This is a genomic window from Aureimonas sp. AU4 (genome assembly GCF_001463765.1).
In the GTDB taxonomy this organism is placed as follows: Bacteria; Pseudomonadota; Alphaproteobacteria; order Rhizobiales; family Rhizobiaceae; genus Aureimonas.
The window spans coordinates 147754-167348 of record NZ_BBWK01000027.1 but is presented as its reverse complement, the minus strand read 5'-3'; the positions used below and the strand labels follow the sequence as shown (position 1 = coordinate 167348).

Below are 19595 nucleotides of genomic sequence, written 5' to 3'. Positions count from 1 at the left end.
GAAGTGCCGCGCGCCGGACCGATAGTCAAGGGCCACGCCTAGCGCTCACCCCGTTCTCCCGGGATCCGACGCGACCGGCAGGTCGCTTTACCGCCTTCAGGGGATGACCGAATGGCGCAGACGATCCCCGGCCTTCGCGCCGTAGCGCGCCGCCGCTCCCCCGTTCAGCTCGAGCACGTAGCGCACCGGGCCGGAGGACGGGATGACGTCGAGCGAATAGGGCTTGGCGTTGGTCGCGATGTTCACGATACGGCCACGCTCGTCGAGAAACAGCATGTCGAGGGGAATGATCGTGTTCTTCATCCACATCGCGACCGGACGGGTCTGCTTGAAGTCGAACAGCATGCCGTGATTGGCGGGCATCGAGCTGCGGTTCATGAGGCCGGTCTCGCGCGAGGCGTCGGTATCGGCGATCTCGACCTCGATCGCGTGCTCGCCGGTCGCCGTGGTCAGCGTCGCGGTCGCTCCCTGCGACCCGGAGGTGAAGACGAAATAGGCCGTCACAACGAGGACGGCGATGATGAACAGAACGGCCTTGTTCTGCTTGAGAGATGCCAGCATCAGTGCGTCGTCGCTCCCACGGCGCCGGCTGCGGGATGCACCTCGGCGGCCATCAGGCCCTTGGAACCGTTCCCGAAGCGCACGAGCACGCTCTGGCCCGGCCGCAGCTCGGTCATCCCGTAGCGGCGCAGGGTCTCCATGTGGACGAAGATATCCTCGGTTCCCTCGCCGCGCGATAGAAAACCGTATCCCTTGGTTCGATTGAACCACTTCACCACGGCCGGCTCGAGTTCGCTCGTGGGCACGATCTGCGTATGGGTTCGGGCGGGGCCGTTCTGCGCGGGGTGGACCGCGGTCGACTGGTCCATCGAGAGCACGCGAAACGCCTGCAGGCCGCGCTCGCCCCGCTGGACCTCGCACACGATGCGCGCGCCCTCCAGAACCGTCGAGAAGCCGCCGCGCCGCAGGCAGGTGACGTGCAGCAGGATGTCGCCCTCCTCGTCGTCGGGCACGATGAACCCGAACCCCTTGGCGACGTCGAACCACTTGATGCTGCCGGAGACGACCCGAAGGTCCACCGGCACCTCGGCGCTCTCGCGCACCTCGGGCAGCTCAGCCAGGTCGCGCTCGCTCATCGCCGAAACCTCCTCTCCGAGGATATCGGGGGAAGAGACCGAACCGGCCCCGCGATCTCCAGCGGTTGCCGGCACAAACCGGATCGCGCTGTCATCACCGCCCCGCCGCCGTTCTTCACCATAGCTTGCAGAATAGAATGATCGGTGAGTTTGTGAATCCTCGTTCACGCTTTTTCCTGCGGCGAAGATGGTGCCAAGCTCCAGTCCGGCACCATCCAGGTCGGGCAAGAGACGCAAAGCGTGCCGCCGGACGTCCCAGCCTTGGCATGCGCCGCCACGGCCCTAGCTTGGCCGCAGCCCATAGCAAGGAGTGTCCAAGGTCCCATGCGCTACCTTCACACCATGGTCCGCGTCGCCGATGTCGAGCGCGCGCTCGACTTCTACTGCAACAAGATGGGCATGACCGAAGTGCGCCGGAGCGAAAGCGAGGCGGGCCGCTTCACGCTGATCTTCCTTGCGGCATCGGACGACGTGGAGGCCGGCCGCAGCCGCAGCGCGCCGCTCCTGGAGCTGACCTACAACTGGGATCCGGAGGAATACGGTACGGGCCGCAACTTCGGGCATCTCGCCTACGAGGTCGACGACATCTACGCCTTCTGCCAGAAGCTCATGGACGGCGGCGTCACGATCAACCGCCCGCCGCGCGACGGCCGCATGGCCTTCGTGAAGTCGCCCGACAACATCTCGATCGAGATCCTCCAGAAGGGTGAGGCCAAGGCGCCGGCCGAGCCCTGGAGCTCGATGCCCAACACCGGAACCTGGTGAGGCGTGACAAGTCGGCCTTATTTGGGCCATACAAATGAACTGAGCGTCATATTTGCGGGAACGCTTCTAGGCGAAGGGCGGATGGGGAACCGCCTCCTGTGAATCGCTGGTCGGGGATACGCCTTCCGCTCGGGGGCGATGCCGGCCGACATGCGTCGTTCGCTGTCAGCGACGGCGCGTCGAGGGGGTGGACTTCCGATTGTCTGATGCCAACGCGACTTCCCGCGCCGTATCGAGCCGACGTCTTCTGACGTCGGTCCTGGCGGTATCGTCCTGCATCCTCTTCGGGGGGTGCGTTTCCGCGGTCGACGAAAGCGCAAGCTTCGGCTTCTCACCACAGAACGCCCCCGGCCCATCGGCGGCCAAGGGCGACCAGGTGGCGGCGCTGATCGATGCCGACGCCTCGAAACCCGGCAAGCCCGAGGGCGACCCCGAGGCCGCGAAGCCGGCGGACCGTTCGCCGACGACGAGCGAGCAGGCCGACAAGGGGGCCCGCGTTGCGGCCGCGGCGCAGTCGACCATTGCCGAACGGATCGCAGCGGGCGGCGAAGCAGCAAGGTCCGACAAGTCGCGTGCCGAGGTCGCTGCGCTCGCGGAAGGCCATGAAGGCGGCATCGCGCCGACCAGCCTCCTTCAGCGAACTTCCAACCCGGCGGTCGCGGCATACGCGGAGCGGGACGCGTCCGGCCGGCAGGCGGACCGCTCGCTCTACGCCTCGCTCTACAACGAATCGACGGCCCGCACGCCGATCAGGAACACGGACGCGCAGAAGAGCCGGCGGGTCGTGGTCATCCAGACCGACGGAATCGACAAGAAGCCGGGCGACAACAACCTGCCCGGCGTCGACCCGAAGTCGCTCTTCGAGATCGGTCAGCGCGCCTCGGCCGATTCGGATCTTCTCGACGACATCGGCGGCTCCTACCAGATCGCCTCGCTCTCCGGCATCGCGCGCCTTGCGCCGTCCGGCCTCCTGATCCAGCGCGAGGACATCGTCACCAACTGTTTCCAGTCCGACCTTCTCGCGCTGATCTCGCAGATCGAGCAGCGCTTCAAGCAGAAGGTCGTGATCACCTCCGGCTACCGCTCGCCCTCGCATAACCGGCGCGTCAACGGGGCCAAGGCCTCGATGCACATGGCCTGCAAGGCGGCCGACCTGCACGTGCCCGGCGTGAACGGCGTGACCGTCGCCGCCTTCGTGCGCTCCCTGCCCGGCCGCGGCGGCGTCGGCACCTACTGCCACACGGCCGCGATCCATATCGACGTCGGCCCGACGCGCGACTGGAACTGGGCCTGCCGCCAGCGGCGGGAAGGCTGACGAAAATCGCCCGGAAAGGGCGGTTGCGGGTTGCGCGCCGGGCGGTTTTGCCCGTATAGAGCCCTCGTCCGCGCCCATCGTCTATCGGTTAGGACGCCACCCTTTCACGGTGGAGAGAGGGGTTCGATTCCCCTTGGGCGTACCATCTACTTTCCCAGTTCAGATCACTGAATCATCCGGCGCTTTGCGCTACGCGGTGTCGGTCATCCCATGCGGATACGCTCCGGGGCGGCGTCTCGTGCCGGCAAGTCGCGATCGCCTCTCGATCACTTGAAGACCACCGGACGCATTCTAACGTGGCGGGATGGCGACGTCCGAGACGCGGAGCGAGACGCTTTCGCGTCCGCCGTAGCGATCGAGATCGAGATGGCCGGCGACGTGCAGGAGTTCGTCGCGATGGCGTTCCAGCATGTCTCCGACCGGTGACCCTTCCGCGCGGAAGGCGATCGCGCTGGCGGTCGCGCCGTCGGCGGCGCGCAGCGTGAGCCGCATGTGTCCGCCCCGGATCGGCACGAGCGATGTCAGGCGATGGCGCGGCAGCGCGAAGATCGGGGCGGGATGGCCCGCGCCATAAGGCCCAGCCTGCTCCAGCGCATGGATCATCTGCGGCTTCAACGCCGAGGCGCTGACCGCGCCGTCGATCCGAAGCGTGTCGGCCGCGACCAGGGCGTCGACCTTGGCCCGGGCGCGGGTTTCGGCGAGCTCGCGAAAGTCTCCCAGCCGGGAACGCTCGATGGTCAGGCCGGCCGCCATGCGGTGGCCGCCGCCCTTGACCGCGATGCCGCTCGCGACCGCATCGCGCACGAAGGCGCCGATATCGAACCCTTCGATCGAGCGGCCCGACGCCGTGCCGCGTCCGCCGGCATCGAAGGCGATCGCAAAGGCCGGGCGGTTGAAGCGTTCCTTCAGGCGCGCGGCGATGAGGCCGACGATGCCGGGGTGCCACGTCGGGCGTCCCGCCACGAGAACCGCGGGGCCGGCCCCCTCGCCCATCTCCTCCACGACCTCTCGCTCGGCCTCAAGCAGCATCTCGCGCTCCATCGCCTGTCGCTCGGCGTTCAGAAGGTGAAGCTCCTCGGCGATCTCGCGCGCGTCGTTGGCGTCGTCGGTCGTGAGAAGGCGGCTGCCGAGATGGGCGGCGCCAATGCGCCCGCCCGCATTGATGCGAGGTCCGAGAATATAGCCGAGGTGAAACGCCTCAAGCCGCCCGGACAGGCGTGCGATCTCGGCCAGAGCCCGCAGGCCAGGATTGAGCTGCAGGCGCATGCGCTCCAGCCCGCGCACCACGAGTGCCCGGTTGAAGCCCGTGAGCGGAACCACGTCGCAGACGGTCGCCAGAGCTGCCAGGTCGAGGTCGTGGCGAATGTCGGGAAGGTCGCTGCGACCGCGCCGGCGCAACTCGCGCGAGACGGCGACGAGCGCGAGAAACACGACGCCCGCCGCGCATAGCGCCCCCTGCCCCGACAGGTCGTCCTGCCGGTTCGGATTGACGAGCGCCACCGCCTCGGGAAGCTCCGCACCGGTCTGGTGATGGTCGAGGACGACTACGTCGACGCCCCGTGCCTTCGCGGCCGCCAGCGCCTCGAAGCCCGCGGAGCCGCAATCCACCGTGACGATCAGCGTCGCGCCGTCGTCGGCGAGCTCGTTCATCGCCCGGACGCTCGGACCGTAGCCTTCCGTCAGACGATCGGGGATTCGGATGCGGCTCTCGACGCCCAGCTCGCGCAGGTAGCGAAAAAGGAGCGCCGAGGAGGCCGCCCCGTCCACGTCGTAGTCGCCGAAGATCGCGACACGCTCGCCGCGCTCCACCGCGTCCGCGAGGCGCGATGCGGCCGCGTCCATGTCGCGCAGCTTTGATGGGTCGGGCATCAAATCGCGCAGGGTCGGCTGCATGAAGCGCTCGATCTCGTCGGCCGGAACGTTGCGCCCGGCCAGAACGCGCGCGACGAGATCCGGCAACGCCGAGATCTGGGCGATCCGAGCGGCGGCGGCCTCCTGGCGGGGATCCAGCGCATGGACCCAGCGCCGACCGTTCGCGGAGCGCTCGACGCCCAGGAAGGTTCGCGCGGTCTCGGTCATGCGTGTCGCCGGCTCAGAGGCCGAACTTCTCGCGGTCGTAGTGACGGGCGCGGATGTCGCGCACGGTACGCGTGCGCGAGCGCATCACGACCGTATGGGTCTCGATCCGGTCGGCATGGAAGCGCACGCCCTCCAGGAAGCTGCCGCCGGTCACGCCGGTCGCCGCGAAGATGACGTCGCCCATCACCATATCGTCGAGCCGGAAGAGCCGGTCGGGATCGGTGAGGCCGAGCTTTTCGGCCCGGATGCGCTTGTCCATCGTGTTGAGCTGGAGCCGTCCCTCGATCTGGCCGCCGCGACAGCGAAGGGCGGCTGCCGCCAGCACACCCTCGGGCGCGCCGCCGATGCCGAGATAGATGTCGATGCCGGTGACGGTCGGGTCGGTCGTATGGATGACGCCAGCGACGTCGCCGTCGCCGATCAGGCGTATCGCCGCGCCCGCCTGCCGGACCTCCTCGATCAGCCGAGCATGACGCGGGCGATCGAGGATGCAGGCCGTGATCTCGTGGACGCGAACGCCCTTGGCTCGCGCCAGCGCCTCGATGTTGTCGCGTGGCGACCGGTCGAGCCCGACGATCCCGGCGGGATAGCCCGGGCCGACGGCGATCTTGTCCATATAGACGTCGGGTGTCGTCAGAAGCGCGCCGCGCGTCGCCACGGCCACCACCGAGATGGCGTTGGGCAGATTCTTGGCGCAGATCGTCGTGCCCTCGAGCGGGTCCAGCGCCACGTCGACCCTCGGGCCGCCGGTGCCGAGCGTTTCGCCGAGATAGAGCGCGGGGACGTCGCCGGCCTCGCCCTCCCCGATCACGACCGTGCCGCTGACCGCGAGCGTTCCGAGCTCGTCGCGCATCGCGGCGATCGCGGCCCCGTCCGCGGCGCGCTCGTCGCCCCGCCCGCGAAACGTCGCGGCGGCGACGGCGGCGCGTTCCGTCACCCGCGCGATCTCGATCGACAGGACCCGCTCCAGCGACGTCGCCTCGTCGATCTCCTCGATCTCTGTGATCATTCCGTTCCCCCGGGTGTCCTGCCGGGCGCTTCTAGTCGAGCGCCTCGATGCGGATCATGCGCGGCTCGCCGCTGAGGTGCCCGTCGCGCGAAACGGCGTCGAGCGCGCGGCGGACGGCGGCCTCGGTGGTCTCGTGCGTGATGAGGATCACGGGCACGGTCTCGGCCGCCTTGCCGCTCTCCGGCTTGCGCTGGACGATCGACTCCAGGGAGATGTCGTTCTCGGCCATGCGCCGCGCGATGGAGGCGAAGGCGCCCACGCGGTCGAGCACGGATAGCCGGATGTAGTAGCCGCCTTCATGCGCGCGCATGCGAGCCCGGCGATAGGGCGCGAGCTTGGCGGGCTCCAGGCCGAAGGCCGGCAGGCGAACGCCCTGCGCGGCGTCGATGATGTCCGACAGGACGGCCGAGGCCGTGGCGTTGCCGCCGGCGCCCGGGCCCACCAGGAGCACCGAGCCGAGAAGATCGGTATCGACCGCCACCGCGTTGGTCACGCCGTCGACCTGCGCCAGCGCCGAGTGCGCGGGGATCATCGTCGGATGGACGCGCTGCTCGATGCCGGACTCGGTACGCTGGGCGACCGCCAGGAGCTTGATGCGATATCCGAGCTCGGCGGCGGCCTCGATGTCGGCGTTGGTGACCGTCGAGATGCCCTCGATGAAGATCGCGTCGAGATCGATCTCGCAGCCGAAGGCGAGCGAGGTCAGAAGGGCGAGCTTGTGCGCGGCGTCGAAGCCGCCGATGTCGAAGGTCGGGTCGGCCTCCGCATAGCCGAGGCGCTGGGCATCGGCGAGGCAGGCGTCGAAGGCGATGCCCTCGCGCTCCATGCGCGTCAGCATGTAGTTGCAGGTGCCGTTGAGGATGCCGTAGACGCGCTCGACCGTATTGCCGCGCAGCGCCTCGCGCATCGTCTTGATGATCGGGATGCCGCCGGCGGCCGCCGCCTCGAAGAAGATCGGGGCGCCGCGCTTCTGCGCGAGCCGGGCAAGCTGCAGGCCATGGTGGGCAAGCAGCGCCTTATTGGCGGTCACCACCGGCAGGCCGCGATTCAGCGCGGCCTTCACGCTCTCGAAGGCCGCACCGTCCGAGCCGCCGACGAGCTCCACGAAGAGGTCGATCTCGGCGTCGCGTGCGAGCGCCACCGGATCGTCGAACCAGGCGGCAGCAGAAAGGTCGACGCCCCGGTCGCGCGTGCGGTCGCGCGCCGAGACGGCCGCGACTTCCAGCGAGCGGCCAGCCCGCATGCCATAGACGTCCCGTTTGTCGGCGAGGAGACGGGCGAGCGAGGCGCCCACCGTTCCGAGCCCGGCGATGCCGAGCCTCATCGGGCGTTCCATGGAAAACCTTGTGCTTTGCGTGCGGACCGGGGACAGCGGAGCCATCCGGCATCCCCGGCAGGAAGATGACCGCTACTGCGCCACTGCCGCCGCCTTTTGAACGGGTTCGTTGCCCGATGCAAGGAAGCGGCGGATGTTGCGCGCCGCCTGCCGGATGCGGTGCTCGTTCTCGACCAGGGCGATGCGCACGTAGTCGTCACCGTACTCACCGAAGCCGATGCCGGGCGCGACGGCGACGTCGGCCTTCTCGATCAGGAGCTTGGAGAACTCGAGCGAGCCCATATAACGGAAGCGCTCGGGGATCGGCGCCCAGGCGAACATGGTGGAAGACGGCGGCGGCACGTCGAAATGGGCGCGGCCGAAGCTCTCCACCAGCACGTCGCGGCGATGGCGGTAGACCGCGCGGACCTCCTCGATCGCGGCGTCGCCCGCGTTCAGCGCCGCGGTCGCCGCCACCTGGATCGGCGTGAAGGCGCCGTAGTCGAGATAGCTCTTCACGCGCGCCAGCGCCGCGATCAGGCGCTCGTTGCCCACCGCGAAGCCGACGCGCCAACCCGGCATGGAGAAGGTCTTGGACATGGAAGTGAACTCCACCGCCACGTCCATCGCACCCGGCACCTCCAGAACGGACGGGGGCGGCGCGCCGTCGAAGAAGATCTCGGAGTAGGCAAGGTCCGAAAGGATGATGATCTCGTTCTGCTTCGCGAAGGCGACGACCTCCTTGTAGAAGTCGAGGTCCGCCTCGTAGGCCGTCGGGTTGGACGGGTAGTTCAGGATGATGGCGATGGGCTTGGGGATCGAGTGGCGCACGGCGCGATCGATTGCCCGGAGGAAGTCCTCGTCGGGCTTGGCCGGAATCGACCGGATCGTGCCGCCCGTCATCAGGAAGCCGAAGGCGTGGATCGGATAGGTCGGGTTCGGGCAGAGCACCACGTCGCCGGGCGCAGTGATGGCCTGCGCCATGTTGGCGAAGCCTTCCTTGGACCCCAGCGTCGCCACGACCTGCGTGTCGGGATTGAGCTTCACGTTGAAACGGCGCTCGTAGTAGGCGGCCTGGGCGCGGCGAAGGCCGGCGATGCCCTTGGAGGCCGAGTAGCGGTGCGTGCGCGGATCGCGGATCGCCTCGCAGAGCTTGTCCACCACGAACTTCGGCGTCGGCAGGTCGGGATTGCCCATGCCGAGGTCGATGATGTCGACGCCCCGGGCACGGGCGGCCGCCTTCTTCTTGTTGACCTCCTCGAAGACATAGGGAGGAAGACGGCGGACCTTGTGGAACTCTTCGGTCATGGCTGCGGGGCCTTTATTCGGCGATACGGATCGGCGCGCATGGGCGGCGCCAGGGCAGGCGTTGGATCGCGAGCGTCCGCTTGGGCCGGGTGCATCGGCGCCCGCTCGGGCGCCGGCGGCGCTCTACTGCGCCCGGCTGCCGGCCTCGGCCGGCGCGGCTGCCGCCGGCAGATCCGCGGCGGCCTGGGCCTGGGACGCGGCGAGCGCCTGCATCTCGGCGACCGTGCGCCGATACTGGGGCGCCGTCGATCCCGCGCCGCGCCGGCCCGTGCGGGCGTAGCGCTCGCGCGTCTGGGCGACCGTTTCGTCGGAGACCTGCGTCGTCGCGGCCTTCGGATAGGCGCCGATCAGCGGGAAGCCGTTCTTGTCGCGCTGCTGGCCCGACGAGGTGACGGGGGGAGCCGCCGCCAGGCGCGCCGGGATGACCGGTGTGTCGTCCTGGGGCAGGAAGGCCTGAGGAACGAAGGACTGGCAGCCGGCGAGTGCGGCACCGGATGCCGCAACCATGGCCAGGACTGCCGCAAGCCTCATTCCCATGTCCAGACCATTCCCTCGCCGCCGGGCGGACCGGGCAGGTCCGCAGGCCGCTGTCTTAGCCGATGCGGCGGCGCTTTGGAATGGCATCGGCGATGCTGCGGTGCGGCGACGAAACTACGCGGCGCGTCATGGGCGGCAGCTGAACTCGAAGCGGTTTCGTGCTTTCTAGAGGGGCTTGAGGAGGTCACGCCATGTCCGAGTCCGCGACCCGGCCCAGCCGCGACGATGCGCCCGACTTCGCCCCCTACGCGGTGCGGGATCCGGAGGCCTTCGCGCGCAACATGGCGCACATGCTGGAGCATCTCGGCAAGGCCGCCTCGGCCTGGGTGGAGCCGCGCGAGCGCGGCGAGGCGGTGGACGGCCCGGTCAGCTACGGCGACGTCGTCTCGACGCTGTCGCGCGTGGCCGAATACTGGCTGAACGACCCCGTCCGCGCGCTGGAAGCGCAAACCGGGCTGATGGCGGGCTTCTTCAACATCTGGATGCGCTCGCTCCAGACCGTCTCGGCCGAGCCGCCGCCGCCCGTCGCGACCGTCCCGGCACCCGCCGACAAGCGCTTCGCCGACGAGGAATGGCGGCGCAACCTCTTCTTCAACTTCCTGCGCGAGGCCTACACGCTCATCACGCAGTGGGCGCAGGGGCTGGTGGACCGGGCAGAGGGGCTCGATCCGCACACGCGCCAGAAGGCGGTCTTCTACGTCCGGCAGATCACCAACGCGATCAGCCCGTCCAACTTCGTTCTGACGAACCCCGAACTCTTCCGCGAGACCGTGGCCGAGAATGGGGCCAATCTCGCGCGCGGCATGAAGATGCTCGCCGAGGACCTCGCCAAGGGCGCCGGCACGCTGAAGCTGCGCCAGTCCGATGCCAGCCGCTTTCGCGTCGGCGACAACCTCGCCACCACGCCCGGCAAGGTCGTCGCGCAGAACGATCTTTGCCAGATCGTCCAGTATGCGCCGTCCACCGAGACCGTGTACCGCCGGCCGATCCTGATTTCGCCCCCTTGGATCAACAAGTTCTACATCCTCGACCTGACGCCCGAGAAGAGCCTGATCCGCTGGCTGGTGGAGCAGGGCCGCACGGTGTTCGTCGTATCATGGGTCAATCCCGACGAGCGGCATGCCGCCAAGGACTGGCAGGCCTACGTCGAGGAAGGCCTCGTCTTCGGCCTCGACACGGTGCGCGAGGCGACCGGCGAGAGCGAGGTCGATGCGGTGGGCTACTGTGTCGGAGGCACGCTGCTGGCCGCCGGCCTCGCCTATCTCAAGGCCAAGGGCGACGGACGGATCCGCTCCGCGACGCTTCTGACGACGCAGGTCGACTTCCGCCACGCGGGCGACCTGAAGGTCTTCGTGGACGAGGAGCAGCTCGCCGAGATCGAGAAGGCGATGAGCCGAGGCTATCTCGACGGCACGAAGATGGCGACGGCCTTCAACCTCCTGCGCTCGGGCGAACTGATCTGGCCCTACTTCGTCAACAACTACCTCAAGGGCCGCGAGCCCCTGCCGTTCGACCTTCTCTTCTGGAACGCCGACGCCACACGCATGGCCAAGGCCAACCACCTCTTCTACCTGCGCAACTGCTACCTCGAGAATCGTCTGTCGCGCGGCCGGATGCGGCTCGGCGACGTCGACATCGACCTCTCGACCGTGGACATTCCGATCTACAACCTCGCCACGCGCGAGGACCACATCGCGCCAGCCCTCAGCGTCTACGAGGGCAGCGGCTCGTTCGGCGGACCCGTTCGCTTCGTGGTGACGGGCTCGGGTCACATCGCCGGTGTCGTGAACCCACCCGCGCGCGGCAAGTACCAGTTCTGGACCGGACCGCAGCCGCGCGACGGCCTGAGCTTCGATGCCTGGTGGCAGGAGGCCGCCGAGACCAAGGGCTCCTGGTGGCCGGATTGGGAAGCCTGGCTGCGCGAACAGTCGGGCGAGGAGCGCGTGTCCGCGCGCGAGCCGGGCGGCGGAAGGCTCGCCCCCATCGAGGATGCGCCGGGCTCCTATGTGCGCGGCTGAACCGCCGGCTCTCGCCCCGCACGCGCCTTCGGGGTTGAAGCCGAAGGCCGGCGATGCGACATCGATGCCCAACACCTTCCCGTACAAGATGAATCCCGCCCGATGACCGTCTATCTCGAAGCCGAAGCCAACCCGACCCGGAACACGGGCTCGATTCGCCTCTACGACGCCGAGGCCTTCGAGGGCATGCGGCGCGCCTGCCAGCTGACGGCCCGCTGCCTCGACGAGCTGGCCGATCTCGTGAAGCCGGGCGTGACGACGCAGGCGATCGACGATCGCGTCTTCGAGTTCGCCATGGATTCGGGCGCCCTGCCCGCCACGCTCAACTATCGCGGCTACACGAAGAGCACCTGCATCTCGATCAACCACGTCGTCTGCCACGGCATTCCGAACGACAAGCCCCTGCGCGAGGGCGACATCGCCAATATCGACGTGACGCTGATCGTCGACGGCTATTATGGCGACTCCTCCCGCATGTACCCGGTCGGCAAGGTGAAGCGCGTCGCCGAGCGCCTGTGCGAGATCACCTACCGCTCCCTCCTCCTGGGAATCGAGGCGGTGAAGCCCGGCGGCCATGTCGGCGACATCGGCGCCGCGATCCAGGAGTACGCGGAAGGCGAGCGCTGCTCGGTGGTGCGCGACTTCTGCGGCCACGGCGTCGGCCGCCTGTTCCACGACGCGCCGAACATCCTGCACTGCGGCCGGCGCGGCGAAGGCGTCGAGATGCGGCCCGGCATGATCTTCACGATCGAGCCCATGATCAACACGGGCCGCCCCCACGTGAAGGTCCTGAACGACGGATGGACCGCCGTCACCCGCGACCGTTCGCTCTCCGCGCAGTACGAGCATACGGTGGGTGTAACGGAGACGGGCTGCGAGGTCTTCACCTACTCGCCGGGCGGTCTGGACATGCCGGGCTTCCCATCCTCGACATGGGCTCCCTGGCGCTCGCAGACCGCATGAGCGGCAAGGCGCGCGGCGTCGGGGAAAAGGCCTTCGACTTCGACATGTCGGAGGCCCCCGCCGTTCTTGCCCCATCCAAGCATCACGACGGGCACCGCGATCGCCTGCGCGCGCGGTTCCTAGAGGCCGGCTCCGATGCGCTCGCCGACTACGAGATGCTGGAACTGGTCCTGTTCCGCTCCATCCCCAGGCGCGACGTGAAGCCGCTCGCCAAGGAACTCCTGCGCCGCTTCGGGACGCTGGCCGACGTCGTGAACGCGCCGCCGCGCCTTCTGGCGGAGGTCGAGGGCATGGGCCGTTCGGCGATCGTCGATCTCCAGATCCTGGCCGCGCTCAACCAGCGCGTCATGCGTTCGGGCCTGCGCCAGCGCGAGGTGCTGTCCTCCTGGAGCGCGGTGGTCGACTATTGCCATGCCGCCATGGCCTTCGAGACGCGCGAGCAGTTCCGCATCCTGTTTCTCGACAAGCGAAATGCGCTGATCGCCGACGAGGTGCAGGGCATGGGTACGGTCGACCATACCCCCGCCTATCCACGCGAGGTCGTGCGCCGCGCGCTCGAGCTTTCGGCGACCGCGGTGATCCTAGTCCACAACCACCCCTCCGGCGACCCGACGCCGTCGGGTGCCGACATCGAGTTGACCCGCCAGATCGTTTCGGCCGCCAAGACGCTGTCGATCAGCGTCCACGACCACATCATCATCGGCCGCAACAGCCAGGCGAGCTTCCGGGGTCTCGGCCTCCTCAGTTGAGGTAGCCGATGTCGGCAAGGCAGCGGATCTCCTGCGGCGCGAGCAGCCGCGAGTGCATGACCCGCACGGAGTGAATCTTGGCCTCCACCTCGCGCTCCCAGTGGTCGAGGAACCGGCGCAGGCGCGGATAGCTCGGCGCGATGTCCTCGAACTGCCAGGAGAAGGTCTGCAGCAGAGCCGGATGGTCCGGCATGCGGTAGAGGATCTCGGCGGTCGTTAGGCCGGCGCCGCGGAGCCGTTCGAGGAAGGCTGGATCGGAAACGCGAGCAGAGGGCATGTCGGCTCCTTGTGCTTCGTCCGGCGGGCCATCTTCCCGCCTGCGCAGATCAGCGTGCGCCTGCATGATGAACCAAAGCTTAACGCCGATCTCCGCATTGCTGCGAGGTTAGGCATGCTCAATAGGAGGCAGCGGACGGCAACGAGTCGAGAAAGCGCCGGGCGTCGTTTCGCATCATGGCGAGGCGTTCGGAGTCGAGGCGATCGAGCGAGGACACGGAGCGCGAAGTGCGGTGGTTGCGCGCGAGACGCTCGCGGTGTCGCGCCACGAAGTCCCAGTAGAGGTAGTTGAAGGGACAGGCGTCCTCGCCCGTCCGCTGCTTCACGTCGAACCGGCAGTGACCGCAATAGTCCGACATGCGGTTGATGTAGTTGCCGGAGGCCGCATAGGGCTTGGTCGCGAAGAGCCCGCCGTCCGCATGAAGGATCATGCCGACGACATTGGGCATCTCGACCCATTCGTAGGCGTCGTGGAACACGACGAGATACCACTCCTGCACCTCGCGTGGCTCGATCCCGGCCAGGAGGCAGAAGTTGCCGAGCACCATCAACCGCTGGATATGATGGGCATAGGCGCTGGCGGCCGTCTCGCGGATCGACTGCGCGAGACAGTTCATTTCGGTGTCGCCGGTCCAGAAGAAGTCCGGCAGCGGTCGCTCCGCCTTCAGCGCGTTGCGGTCGGCATAGTCCGGCATCTCGCGCCAGTAGACGCCTCGCACGAACTCGCGCCAGCCGATGATCTGGCGCACGAAGCCCTCCGCGGCGTTGAGCGGCGCCGCGTCCGCCTCGAACGCCGCAACGGCCCGCTCGCAGCACTCGCGCGGCAGAAGCAGACCGCAGTTGATGAGGGCTGAGAGGTGCGAATGGAACAGGAGCGGCTCGCCCTGGCGCATCGCGTCCTGGTAGGTCCCGAAGTTCGGCAGCGCGACATCGGCGAACCAATCGAGATAGCGCAACGCGTCGGCGCGCGTCACTGGGTAGTCAAAGTTCTCCAGCGAGCCGAAATGGTTTCCGAAGCGACCGGACACGAGGCCGAGCACGTCCCGGGTCGTCTCGTCCGCCTCGAAACGCGGGCGCTCGGGCGCCTGCACGCGCCTCGGGATCGGTTCGCGGTTCTCGCTGTCGAGGTTCCAGCGCCCGCCGACCGGCTTGTCGCCCCCCATCAGGAAACCGGTCCGGCGCCGCATGCCGCGATAGAAGTCCTCCATGCGCAGCGACTTGGCCTCGCCGGCATAGGCTGCGAACTCGCCATGGGCGCACAGGAAGCGGTCGTCCGGCCGAACCTCGACGGTACGGCCGACGAAGCTTTCCCAATCCTCCATCATCTGGAGCACGCGCCATTCGCCCGGCTCGGTCACGACGACGCGGTCGAGATGGGGATGGCGCTCCAGCGCGCGGGCGAGCTCGCCCGTAAAGCTCGCCGTGTTCGCCGGATCGTCGAGCGTGACGTAGTCGACGCTGATGCCCTCGGCGCGAAGGTCGGCCGCGAAGTGGCGCATGGCCGAGAAGAGGAAGGCGATCTTGCGCTGGTGATGGCGCACATAGGTGGCCTCGTCGCCGACCTCGACGATCAGCACCACGTCGCCCTCGGCGAGGTCGCGCAGCGAGGAAACCGTGCGGCTCAGCTGGTCGCCGAGGACGAAGCGCAGCGTGCCGGCCATGATGTCAGCTTCGCGCGGTGCGCAGCGTCGAACGACCGCCATCGACGCCGAAGACCTGCCCCGTGATCCAGCCGGCCTCGGGCGAGAGCAGGAAGGCGGTCAGCGCGGCGATCTCGTCGGGCTCGCCGAGCCGCGGAATGGGATGCAGCTTGGCGAGCGCCTCCCCGATGCGTTCGTTGCCCGCAACGCTTCGCCCGAGCGGCGAAAGCGTCAGCGAGGGCGCAATCGCATTGACGCGGATCTTGGGCGCGAGTTCGGCCGCCAGCGACAGCGCGAGCGACTGAACCGCGCCCTTGGCCATGGCGATCGAAGCGTGGGCGGGGAAGCCCTGCGCGACCGCGACGGTCGAGTACAGGACGACGCTCGCGCCCCGTTCGCAGGCCTGCAGCGCGGGCAGGCAGCGCTGCACGGCAAGCATCGCCCCCAGCGCGTTGACGCGGAAATCGCGCAACGCGTCGTTGACGGTCACCTTCGGGAAGGGCTTCAGGGTGATCGTGCCGGCGGCATAGACCAGCCCGTCGATCGCATCGCCGGCTTTTACACCCAAGTCCGCATAGGGATCGGCATCCTCGCTATCGCCGGTTGCGACCTCGGCCCGGCCGAGCTCGGCGGCGAGCGTCTCGAGCTGGCCACTGTCGCGCCCGACGAGCACGAGTTCGTGCCCCGCCGCCGAGAGCCGCCGTGCGGTCGCCTCGCCGATGCCGCCATGCGCTCCGATCACGATGTAACGCCCCACGTGCGCCCTCTCCCTGCCTGTCTCGCCGGGCCAGATGTCGCGGGTCCAGCTACCTTCAAGTGCGTCCTCGGGGCGCGGCCGGGAACCGCGTGGGTCACGGCGCATTGGCGCGATGAGACGACGAGGAGCCGAGATGGCGAAGATGCGCCGCAAGGGCGACCTGCCCACCAAGACCTGCGCCCATTGCGGTCGTCCGATGACATGGCGCAAGGCTTGGGCACGCAACTGGGACAGCGTGATCTACTGCTCCGACCGCTGCCGGGCCGCGGCGAAGAAAGAGCGTTCCACCGCAACGGCTTGAGGGCAGGCGATCAACCGGTTTGCGAACCGGCTGAAAGAACTCCGCCGGCGCGTGCCATCAGTTCGGGCGTGTCGACGTCGAAGGAGGCGGCGGCTCCCAGATCGACCTCTACCACGGCGGAACGGTGGGCCTGGACCACCGCGCGGGCGCCGACATCCCCCGTGAGGCGACGGATCTCGTCGCGGTAGAGCTGGGAGAAGATCACCGGGTTGGCCCGTTGCCCGGCATCGGAGGCCAGCACGATCGAGCCTTCGCCCGTCGGCCGGAACTGACGGATCATGCGGTCAAGATGCCCTGGCGTGAGAAGTGGCTGGTCCGCCAGCATCACCATCACACCCGGCACGCCGAACGCTGCCTCGAAGCCAGCCTGCAGCGACGTCGACAGCCCTTCGGCGTAGCGCGCATTGCGCACGATCTCGACCGGAAGCCCCTCGAGCGCGCGCGATATCTCCGCCTCCATATGTCCCACCACGACCAGGACACGCCCTGCTCCGGCGGCGAGGGCCGTCTCGGCCGAGCGGCGCACGAGCGGCACGCCGTCGATGGTCGCGAGCAGCTTGTTCGGCCCGCCCATGCGGCTCGACCGGCCGGCCGCGAGCAGCACGATCGCGATGCTACTGGACCCCGCGTCGGCAAGGGCCTCGCGCGGTTGGGGACGGGAGGCGATCTCCATCAGTAATCCTCCCACGCCCATCCCGGTCAGATCCTGCGATGCGACATGAAGGCCCGCGAGGATCCGGTTGAGAACCCAGTCGAAACCGTTCTCGCGCGGGCTCCGCGCGCAGCCCGGCGCGCCGATCACCGTGCGCGTGCCGATGCGGCCGATCAGGAGGAGGTTGCCCGGATCCACCGGCATGCCGACATGCTCCACGGTGCCGCCAGCCTGCCGCACCGCGCTCGGCACCACGTCATCCGCGTCGATCACGGCGGAGGCCCCGAAGACGACGGTCAGCGTTTCGCCGGGTGCAGGATCGGCCAACGCCTCGGCGAGAGCATCGACGGCATGAGCGCAGCGATGCTCACGGGTGAGGCGCGAGCCGCTGGGTCGCAGACGGGCTTCCAGCGCGCCGCGCGTCTTGTCGAGAACGCTCGCCTTGACCGAAGGCAGCTCCGTCTGCACCAAGCCGACCCGCGTCGTGCGGAACGGAGCAAGCCGCCAGGCCGGCGATGCCCACACGAGAGCGACCGCCGCATCCACGGCCGCGCGCGGCACGGCGAGCGGGATGATCTTGACGGTCGCGACCATCCGGCCCGCCTCGACAGGCGCATGGTCCGGCAACGTCGCCAGCGTGATGCCGGGATCGATGCGGTTGAGGGCGTCGACGACCGCGCGCGACGGAAGGAAGAGGCCGGCCTGGCGAGAAAAGAGGTTGGCCCGACCCGTGGTGGGGGCCTGCGACGCCGTCCCCTCAACCGCCAGCGCCGAGGCGATCAAACCTGCCGCCTCGTCCTCGCCGACGTCGCCCGCCTCGAGCCGGGCGGCGATCACCTCGCGCTCGCCGGCCGAGCGAAGGCGCTCTATGTCGCTCGGCGAGAGCCGTGTCCCCTTGGGAATGCGTCCGTCCGGCAGGCGGGCACCGTGGGCGAGGATCGCGCCCTCGGCCTCGTCGAGCGGCCAGGTCCCGAACTTCATGCGGCCCGCGTCTCGCCCCGACGCTCGGCATGCATCCGGCGTTTGCGAAAGGCTTCGATCACCGAGGCCATGATCGCGACCGCGATCTCGGCCGGCGTCGCGGCGCCGATGTCGGCGCCGATCGGCGCATCGATCGTGTCGATGCGATGTTGCGGCAGCCCCGCCGCCAGCAGGCGCTCGACGCGGCGCGCATGGGTCTTCCGACTGCCGAGCGCGCCGACATAGAAGCAGCCCGCACGCAAGGCGGCTTCGAGCGGCATGTCGTCGATCTTCGGGTCGTGGGTGACGGCGAGGAGCGCGGTATAGGGGTCGAGCGGCCGATCCCGCAAAGCGACCTCGGGCCATTCCGCTTGCACCGGCACGTCCGGAAAGCGCTCCGGCGTCGCGAAGGCGCTGCGCGGATCGACGATCCGCACGTCGAAGCCGCTCAGCCGCGCGATCGGCGCCAGGGCCTGCGAGATGTGCACCGCCCCGATCACCAGGATGCGAGCCGGCGGCAGGTACGCATTGATGAAGTGCGCTCCGTCCTCCGTCAGGCGCGAACGGCCTGCGCGAAGCGCTGCCACGATCTCGACCGAAAGCACGTCGCCCTCCAGATCGGCCTCGCGAACGAGGCGCTGAGCCCCGTCCGGCAGTCGCGTGACCACCGCGCAGGCCCGACGCGCCGCCCGCTCCAGATTCAGCGCACGGAGGAGCGCGAGGTCCATCAGCCGAGCCTTTCCACGAGAATGCGGATGCGCCCACCGCAGGACAGGCCGACATGCCAGGCGGTCTCGTCGGCGACGCCGAACTCGAGGACGCGAGGCATGCCGCTCTCGATCACCTCCATCGCCTCGGCGATCACCGCCCCTTCCACGCAACCACCCGAGACGGAGCCCTCGAAGTTCGCATCGCCGTCCACCAGAAGATGGCTGCCGCCCGGCCGGGGCGCCGAGCCCCAGGTCTCGATCACGGTGGCCAGCGCGAGGCGGCGCCCTTCGGCGCTCCAGCGCTCGGCGATCTCCAGAACGTCGTCCATGATCCACTCCCGGCGGCTGCCCGGCGGTCGAAGCCGAGAGCCGGAACCTATTGCGCGGAAAGGAAATGGTAGCGGCGCGCGCGATAAAGAAGACTCGAGCCTGCAACGGGCTCGCTGACGGCGACGACGCGGCCCATCAGGACGCGGTGCGTCGCCACGACGCGGCTGTCCTCGACCCGGCAGTCGAAGGCGACCAGCGCATCCTCCAGGACCGGCGCGCCCGTCCGCAGCGTACGCCAGCGCCCGCGCGCGAACCGCTCGGCGACCTCAAGCTTGCCCTCGCCCGCGAAGGCGCGGGCGACGCGCTCGTTGCGCTCGGCGAGCACGTTCACCGCAAAGACGCCGTTCTCCTCGAAGACCGCGTTCGCGGCGTTGGCATGGTTGAGGCAGACGAGCAGCGTCGGCGGGTTGTCGGAAACCGAGCAGACGGCGGTAACCGTGACGCCCCGCCGCCCGGCCGCGCCATCCGTCGTCACGAGGCAGACGGCCGAGGCGAAATGGCTCATGGCCTCGCGATAGGCATCGCTCGCCGTATCGTTTTGGATGGTCAGCACGCTGGTCCTTCAGGCCGGATCCGCCGGCTCGCCGGCAGCTTCGGGTCACACATAGCACTCGACCTCTTGATGAACACTGTAGGCGGGTGTCGGGCGGCGGCATTTGCACGCGACGCCTTCCCCCTTTATGCAGCACGGCTTCGGGCGGCCGGGCTCCTCCTGCCGAACCGGTTCCTGTTCACCGTTCGATTGGGGCGATCCGCATGCGGCGGCTGGCGATGG

At 68.7% G+C, this 19595-nt stretch carries 20 protein-coding genes and 1 tRNA gene; 7 read left to right on the top strand and 14 right to left on the bottom strand.

Annotation, left to right across the window (positions count from 1 at the left end):
• Positions 1-96: 96 nt before the first annotated feature.
• Together AUL35_RS09700 and AUL35_RS09695 are read right to left on the bottom strand one after the other, a co-directional pair.
• Positions 97-561, bottom strand: a complete 465-nt coding sequence (locus AUL35_RS09700; protein WP_062014424.1) for a DUF192 domain-containing protein — start codon at positions 559-561, stop codon at positions 97-99.
• On the bottom strand, positions 561-1136 hold the full coding sequence (locus tag AUL35_RS09695) for a cold-shock protein (protein ID WP_062014423.1): 576 nt from the start codon (positions 1134-1136) through the stop codon (positions 561-563). Before AUL35_RS09695 ends, AUL35_RS09700 begins: the two co-directional genes overlap by 1 nt.
• Before the next feature lie 324 nt (positions 1137-1460).
• On the opposite strand from AUL35_RS09695, the gene AUL35_RS09690 reads away from it, so the two are divergent.
• The 3 genes from AUL35_RS09690 (at position 1461) to AUL35_RS09680 (ending at position 3361) form a co-directional block, all read left to right on the top strand.
• Positions 1461-1901 carry a VOC family protein gene (locus AUL35_RS09690; RefSeq protein WP_062014422.1) on the top strand — a complete coding sequence of 147 codons (441 nt, stop codon included), beginning with the start codon at positions 1461-1463 and terminating at the stop codon, positions 1899-1901.
• Positions 1902-2100: 199 nt separating this feature from the next.
• Positions 2101-3216 (top strand): D-Ala-D-Ala carboxypeptidase family metallohydrolase, encoded by a 1116-nt coding sequence (locus tag AUL35_RS09685; protein ID WP_062014421.1) that lies wholly within the window; start codon positions 2101-2103, stop codon positions 3214-3216.
• 70 nt (positions 3217-3286) lie between these two features.
• Positions 3287-3361 (top strand) — tRNA-Glu (locus tag AUL35_RS09680).
• A gap of 146 nt (positions 3362-3507) precedes the next feature.
• Here the strand turns inward: AUL35_RS09680 and recJ are convergent.
• The 5 genes from recJ to AUL35_RS09655 all read right to left on the bottom strand — a co-directional run bounded on the left by recJ (position 3508) and on the right by AUL35_RS09655 (position 9458).
• Complete coding sequence (gene recJ / locus AUL35_RS09675) at positions 3508-5295, bottom strand: single-stranded-DNA-specific exonuclease RecJ (protein WP_062014420.1); 1788 nt, start codon at positions 5293-5295, stop codon at positions 3508-3510.
• Positions 5296-5308: 13 nt separating this feature from the next.
• A complete protein-coding gene (gene glpX / locus AUL35_RS09670) occupies positions 5309-6304 on the bottom strand; it encodes a class II fructose-bisphosphatase (protein WP_192847075.1) in 996 nt (331 codons plus the stop codon).
• Positions 6305-6335: 31 nt separating this feature from the next.
• Positions 6336-7640, bottom strand: coding sequence for a homoserine dehydrogenase (locus AUL35_RS09665; RefSeq protein WP_062014419.1), 1305 nt, complete (start codon positions 7638-7640; stop codon positions 6336-6338).
• Between the two features lie 72 nt (positions 7641-7712).
• Positions 7713-8927 (bottom strand): LL-diaminopimelate aminotransferase, encoded by a 1215-nt coding sequence (locus tag AUL35_RS09660; RefSeq protein WP_062014418.1) that lies wholly within the window; start codon positions 8925-8927, stop codon positions 7713-7715.
• A 123-nt stretch (positions 8928-9050) separates the two neighbouring features.
• On the bottom strand, positions 9051-9458 hold the full coding sequence (locus tag AUL35_RS09655; RefSeq protein WP_156417920.1) for a hypothetical protein: 408 nt from the start codon (positions 9456-9458) through the stop codon (positions 9051-9053).
• Positions 9459-9655: 197 nt separating this feature from the next.
• On the opposite strand from AUL35_RS09655, the gene phaC reads away from it, so the two are divergent.
• From phaC to radC, 3 genes are all read left to right on the top strand, one after another.
• The gene (gene phaC, locus AUL35_RS09650; protein ID WP_062014416.1) at positions 9656-11482 is read left to right on the top strand and encodes a class I poly(R)-hydroxyalkanoic acid synthase; all 1827 of its coding nucleotides are present in this window, start codon (positions 9656-9658) and stop codon (positions 11480-11482) included.
• Positions 11483-11584: 102 nt separating this feature from the next.
• Positions 11585-12445, top strand: a complete 861-nt coding sequence (map, locus tag AUL35_RS09645) for a type I methionyl aminopeptidase (RefSeq protein ID WP_062014415.1) — start codon at positions 11585-11587, stop codon at positions 12443-12445.
• A 44-nt stretch (positions 12446-12489) separates the two neighbouring features.
• A complete protein-coding gene (gene radC, locus AUL35_RS09640) occupies positions 12490-13194 on the top strand; it encodes a DNA repair protein RadC (protein WP_244493723.1) in 705 nt (234 codons plus the stop codon).
• On the opposite strand, the gene AUL35_RS09635 is transcribed toward radC, so the two are convergent.
• The 3 genes from AUL35_RS09635 to AUL35_RS09625 all read right to left on the bottom strand — a co-directional run bounded on the left by AUL35_RS09635 (position 13187) and on the right by AUL35_RS09625 (position 15867).
• Positions 13187-13471, bottom strand: a complete 285-nt coding sequence (locus tag AUL35_RS09635) for an usg protein (protein WP_062014414.1) — start codon at positions 13469-13471, stop codon at positions 13187-13189. The two genes, radC and AUL35_RS09635, sit on opposite strands and share 8 nt — an antisense overlap.
• 118 nt (positions 13472-13589) lie before the next feature.
• A complete protein-coding gene (locus tag AUL35_RS09630; RefSeq protein ID WP_082666233.1) occupies positions 13590-15131 on the bottom strand; it encodes a cryptochrome/photolyase family protein in 1542 nt (513 codons plus the stop codon).
• A gap of 4 nt (positions 15132-15135) precedes the next feature.
• Complete coding sequence (locus AUL35_RS09625; protein WP_062014412.1) at positions 15136-15867, bottom strand: SDR family NAD(P)-dependent oxidoreductase; 732 nt, start codon at positions 15865-15867, stop codon at positions 15136-15138.
• A 133-nt stretch (positions 15868-16000) separates the two neighbouring features.
• Between AUL35_RS09625 and AUL35_RS21570 the strand changes: the two genes are divergently transcribed.
• On the top strand, positions 16001-16168 hold the full coding sequence (locus AUL35_RS21570) for a DUF2256 domain-containing protein (RefSeq protein WP_082666226.1): 168 nt from the start codon (positions 16001-16003) through the stop codon (positions 16166-16168).
• 10 nt (positions 16169-16178) lie between these two features.
• Here AUL35_RS21570 and AUL35_RS09620 read toward each other — a convergent pair whose 3' ends face one another.
• Genes AUL35_RS09620 through AUL35_RS09605 form a run of 4 tightly spaced genes read right to left on the bottom strand, consistent with a single transcriptional unit; the run spans position 16179 to position 19325 of the window.
• Positions 16179-17801, bottom strand: coding sequence for an NTP transferase domain-containing protein (locus tag AUL35_RS09620; RefSeq protein ID WP_062014411.1), 1623 nt, complete (start codon positions 17799-17801; stop codon positions 16179-16181).
• Positions 17798-18508: an XdhC family protein gene (locus tag AUL35_RS09615; protein ID WP_062014410.1), complete on the bottom strand. Its 711-nt coding sequence runs from the start codon at positions 18506-18508 to the stop codon at positions 17798-17800. Before AUL35_RS09615 ends, AUL35_RS09620 begins: the two co-directional genes overlap by 4 nt.
• Positions 18508-18819 carry an XdhC family protein gene (locus tag AUL35_RS09610; RefSeq protein ID WP_062014409.1) on the bottom strand — a complete coding sequence of 104 codons (312 nt, stop codon included), beginning with the start codon at positions 18817-18819 and terminating at the stop codon, positions 18508-18510. The genes AUL35_RS09615 and AUL35_RS09610 overlap by 1 nt, the downstream gene beginning before the upstream one ends.
• Positions 18820-18866: 47 nt before the next feature.
• Entirely contained in the window at positions 18867-19325 is a 459-nt protein-coding gene (locus AUL35_RS09605; protein WP_062014455.1) for a flavin reductase, read from the bottom strand.
• Between the last annotated feature and the right edge of the window lie 270 nt (positions 19326-19595).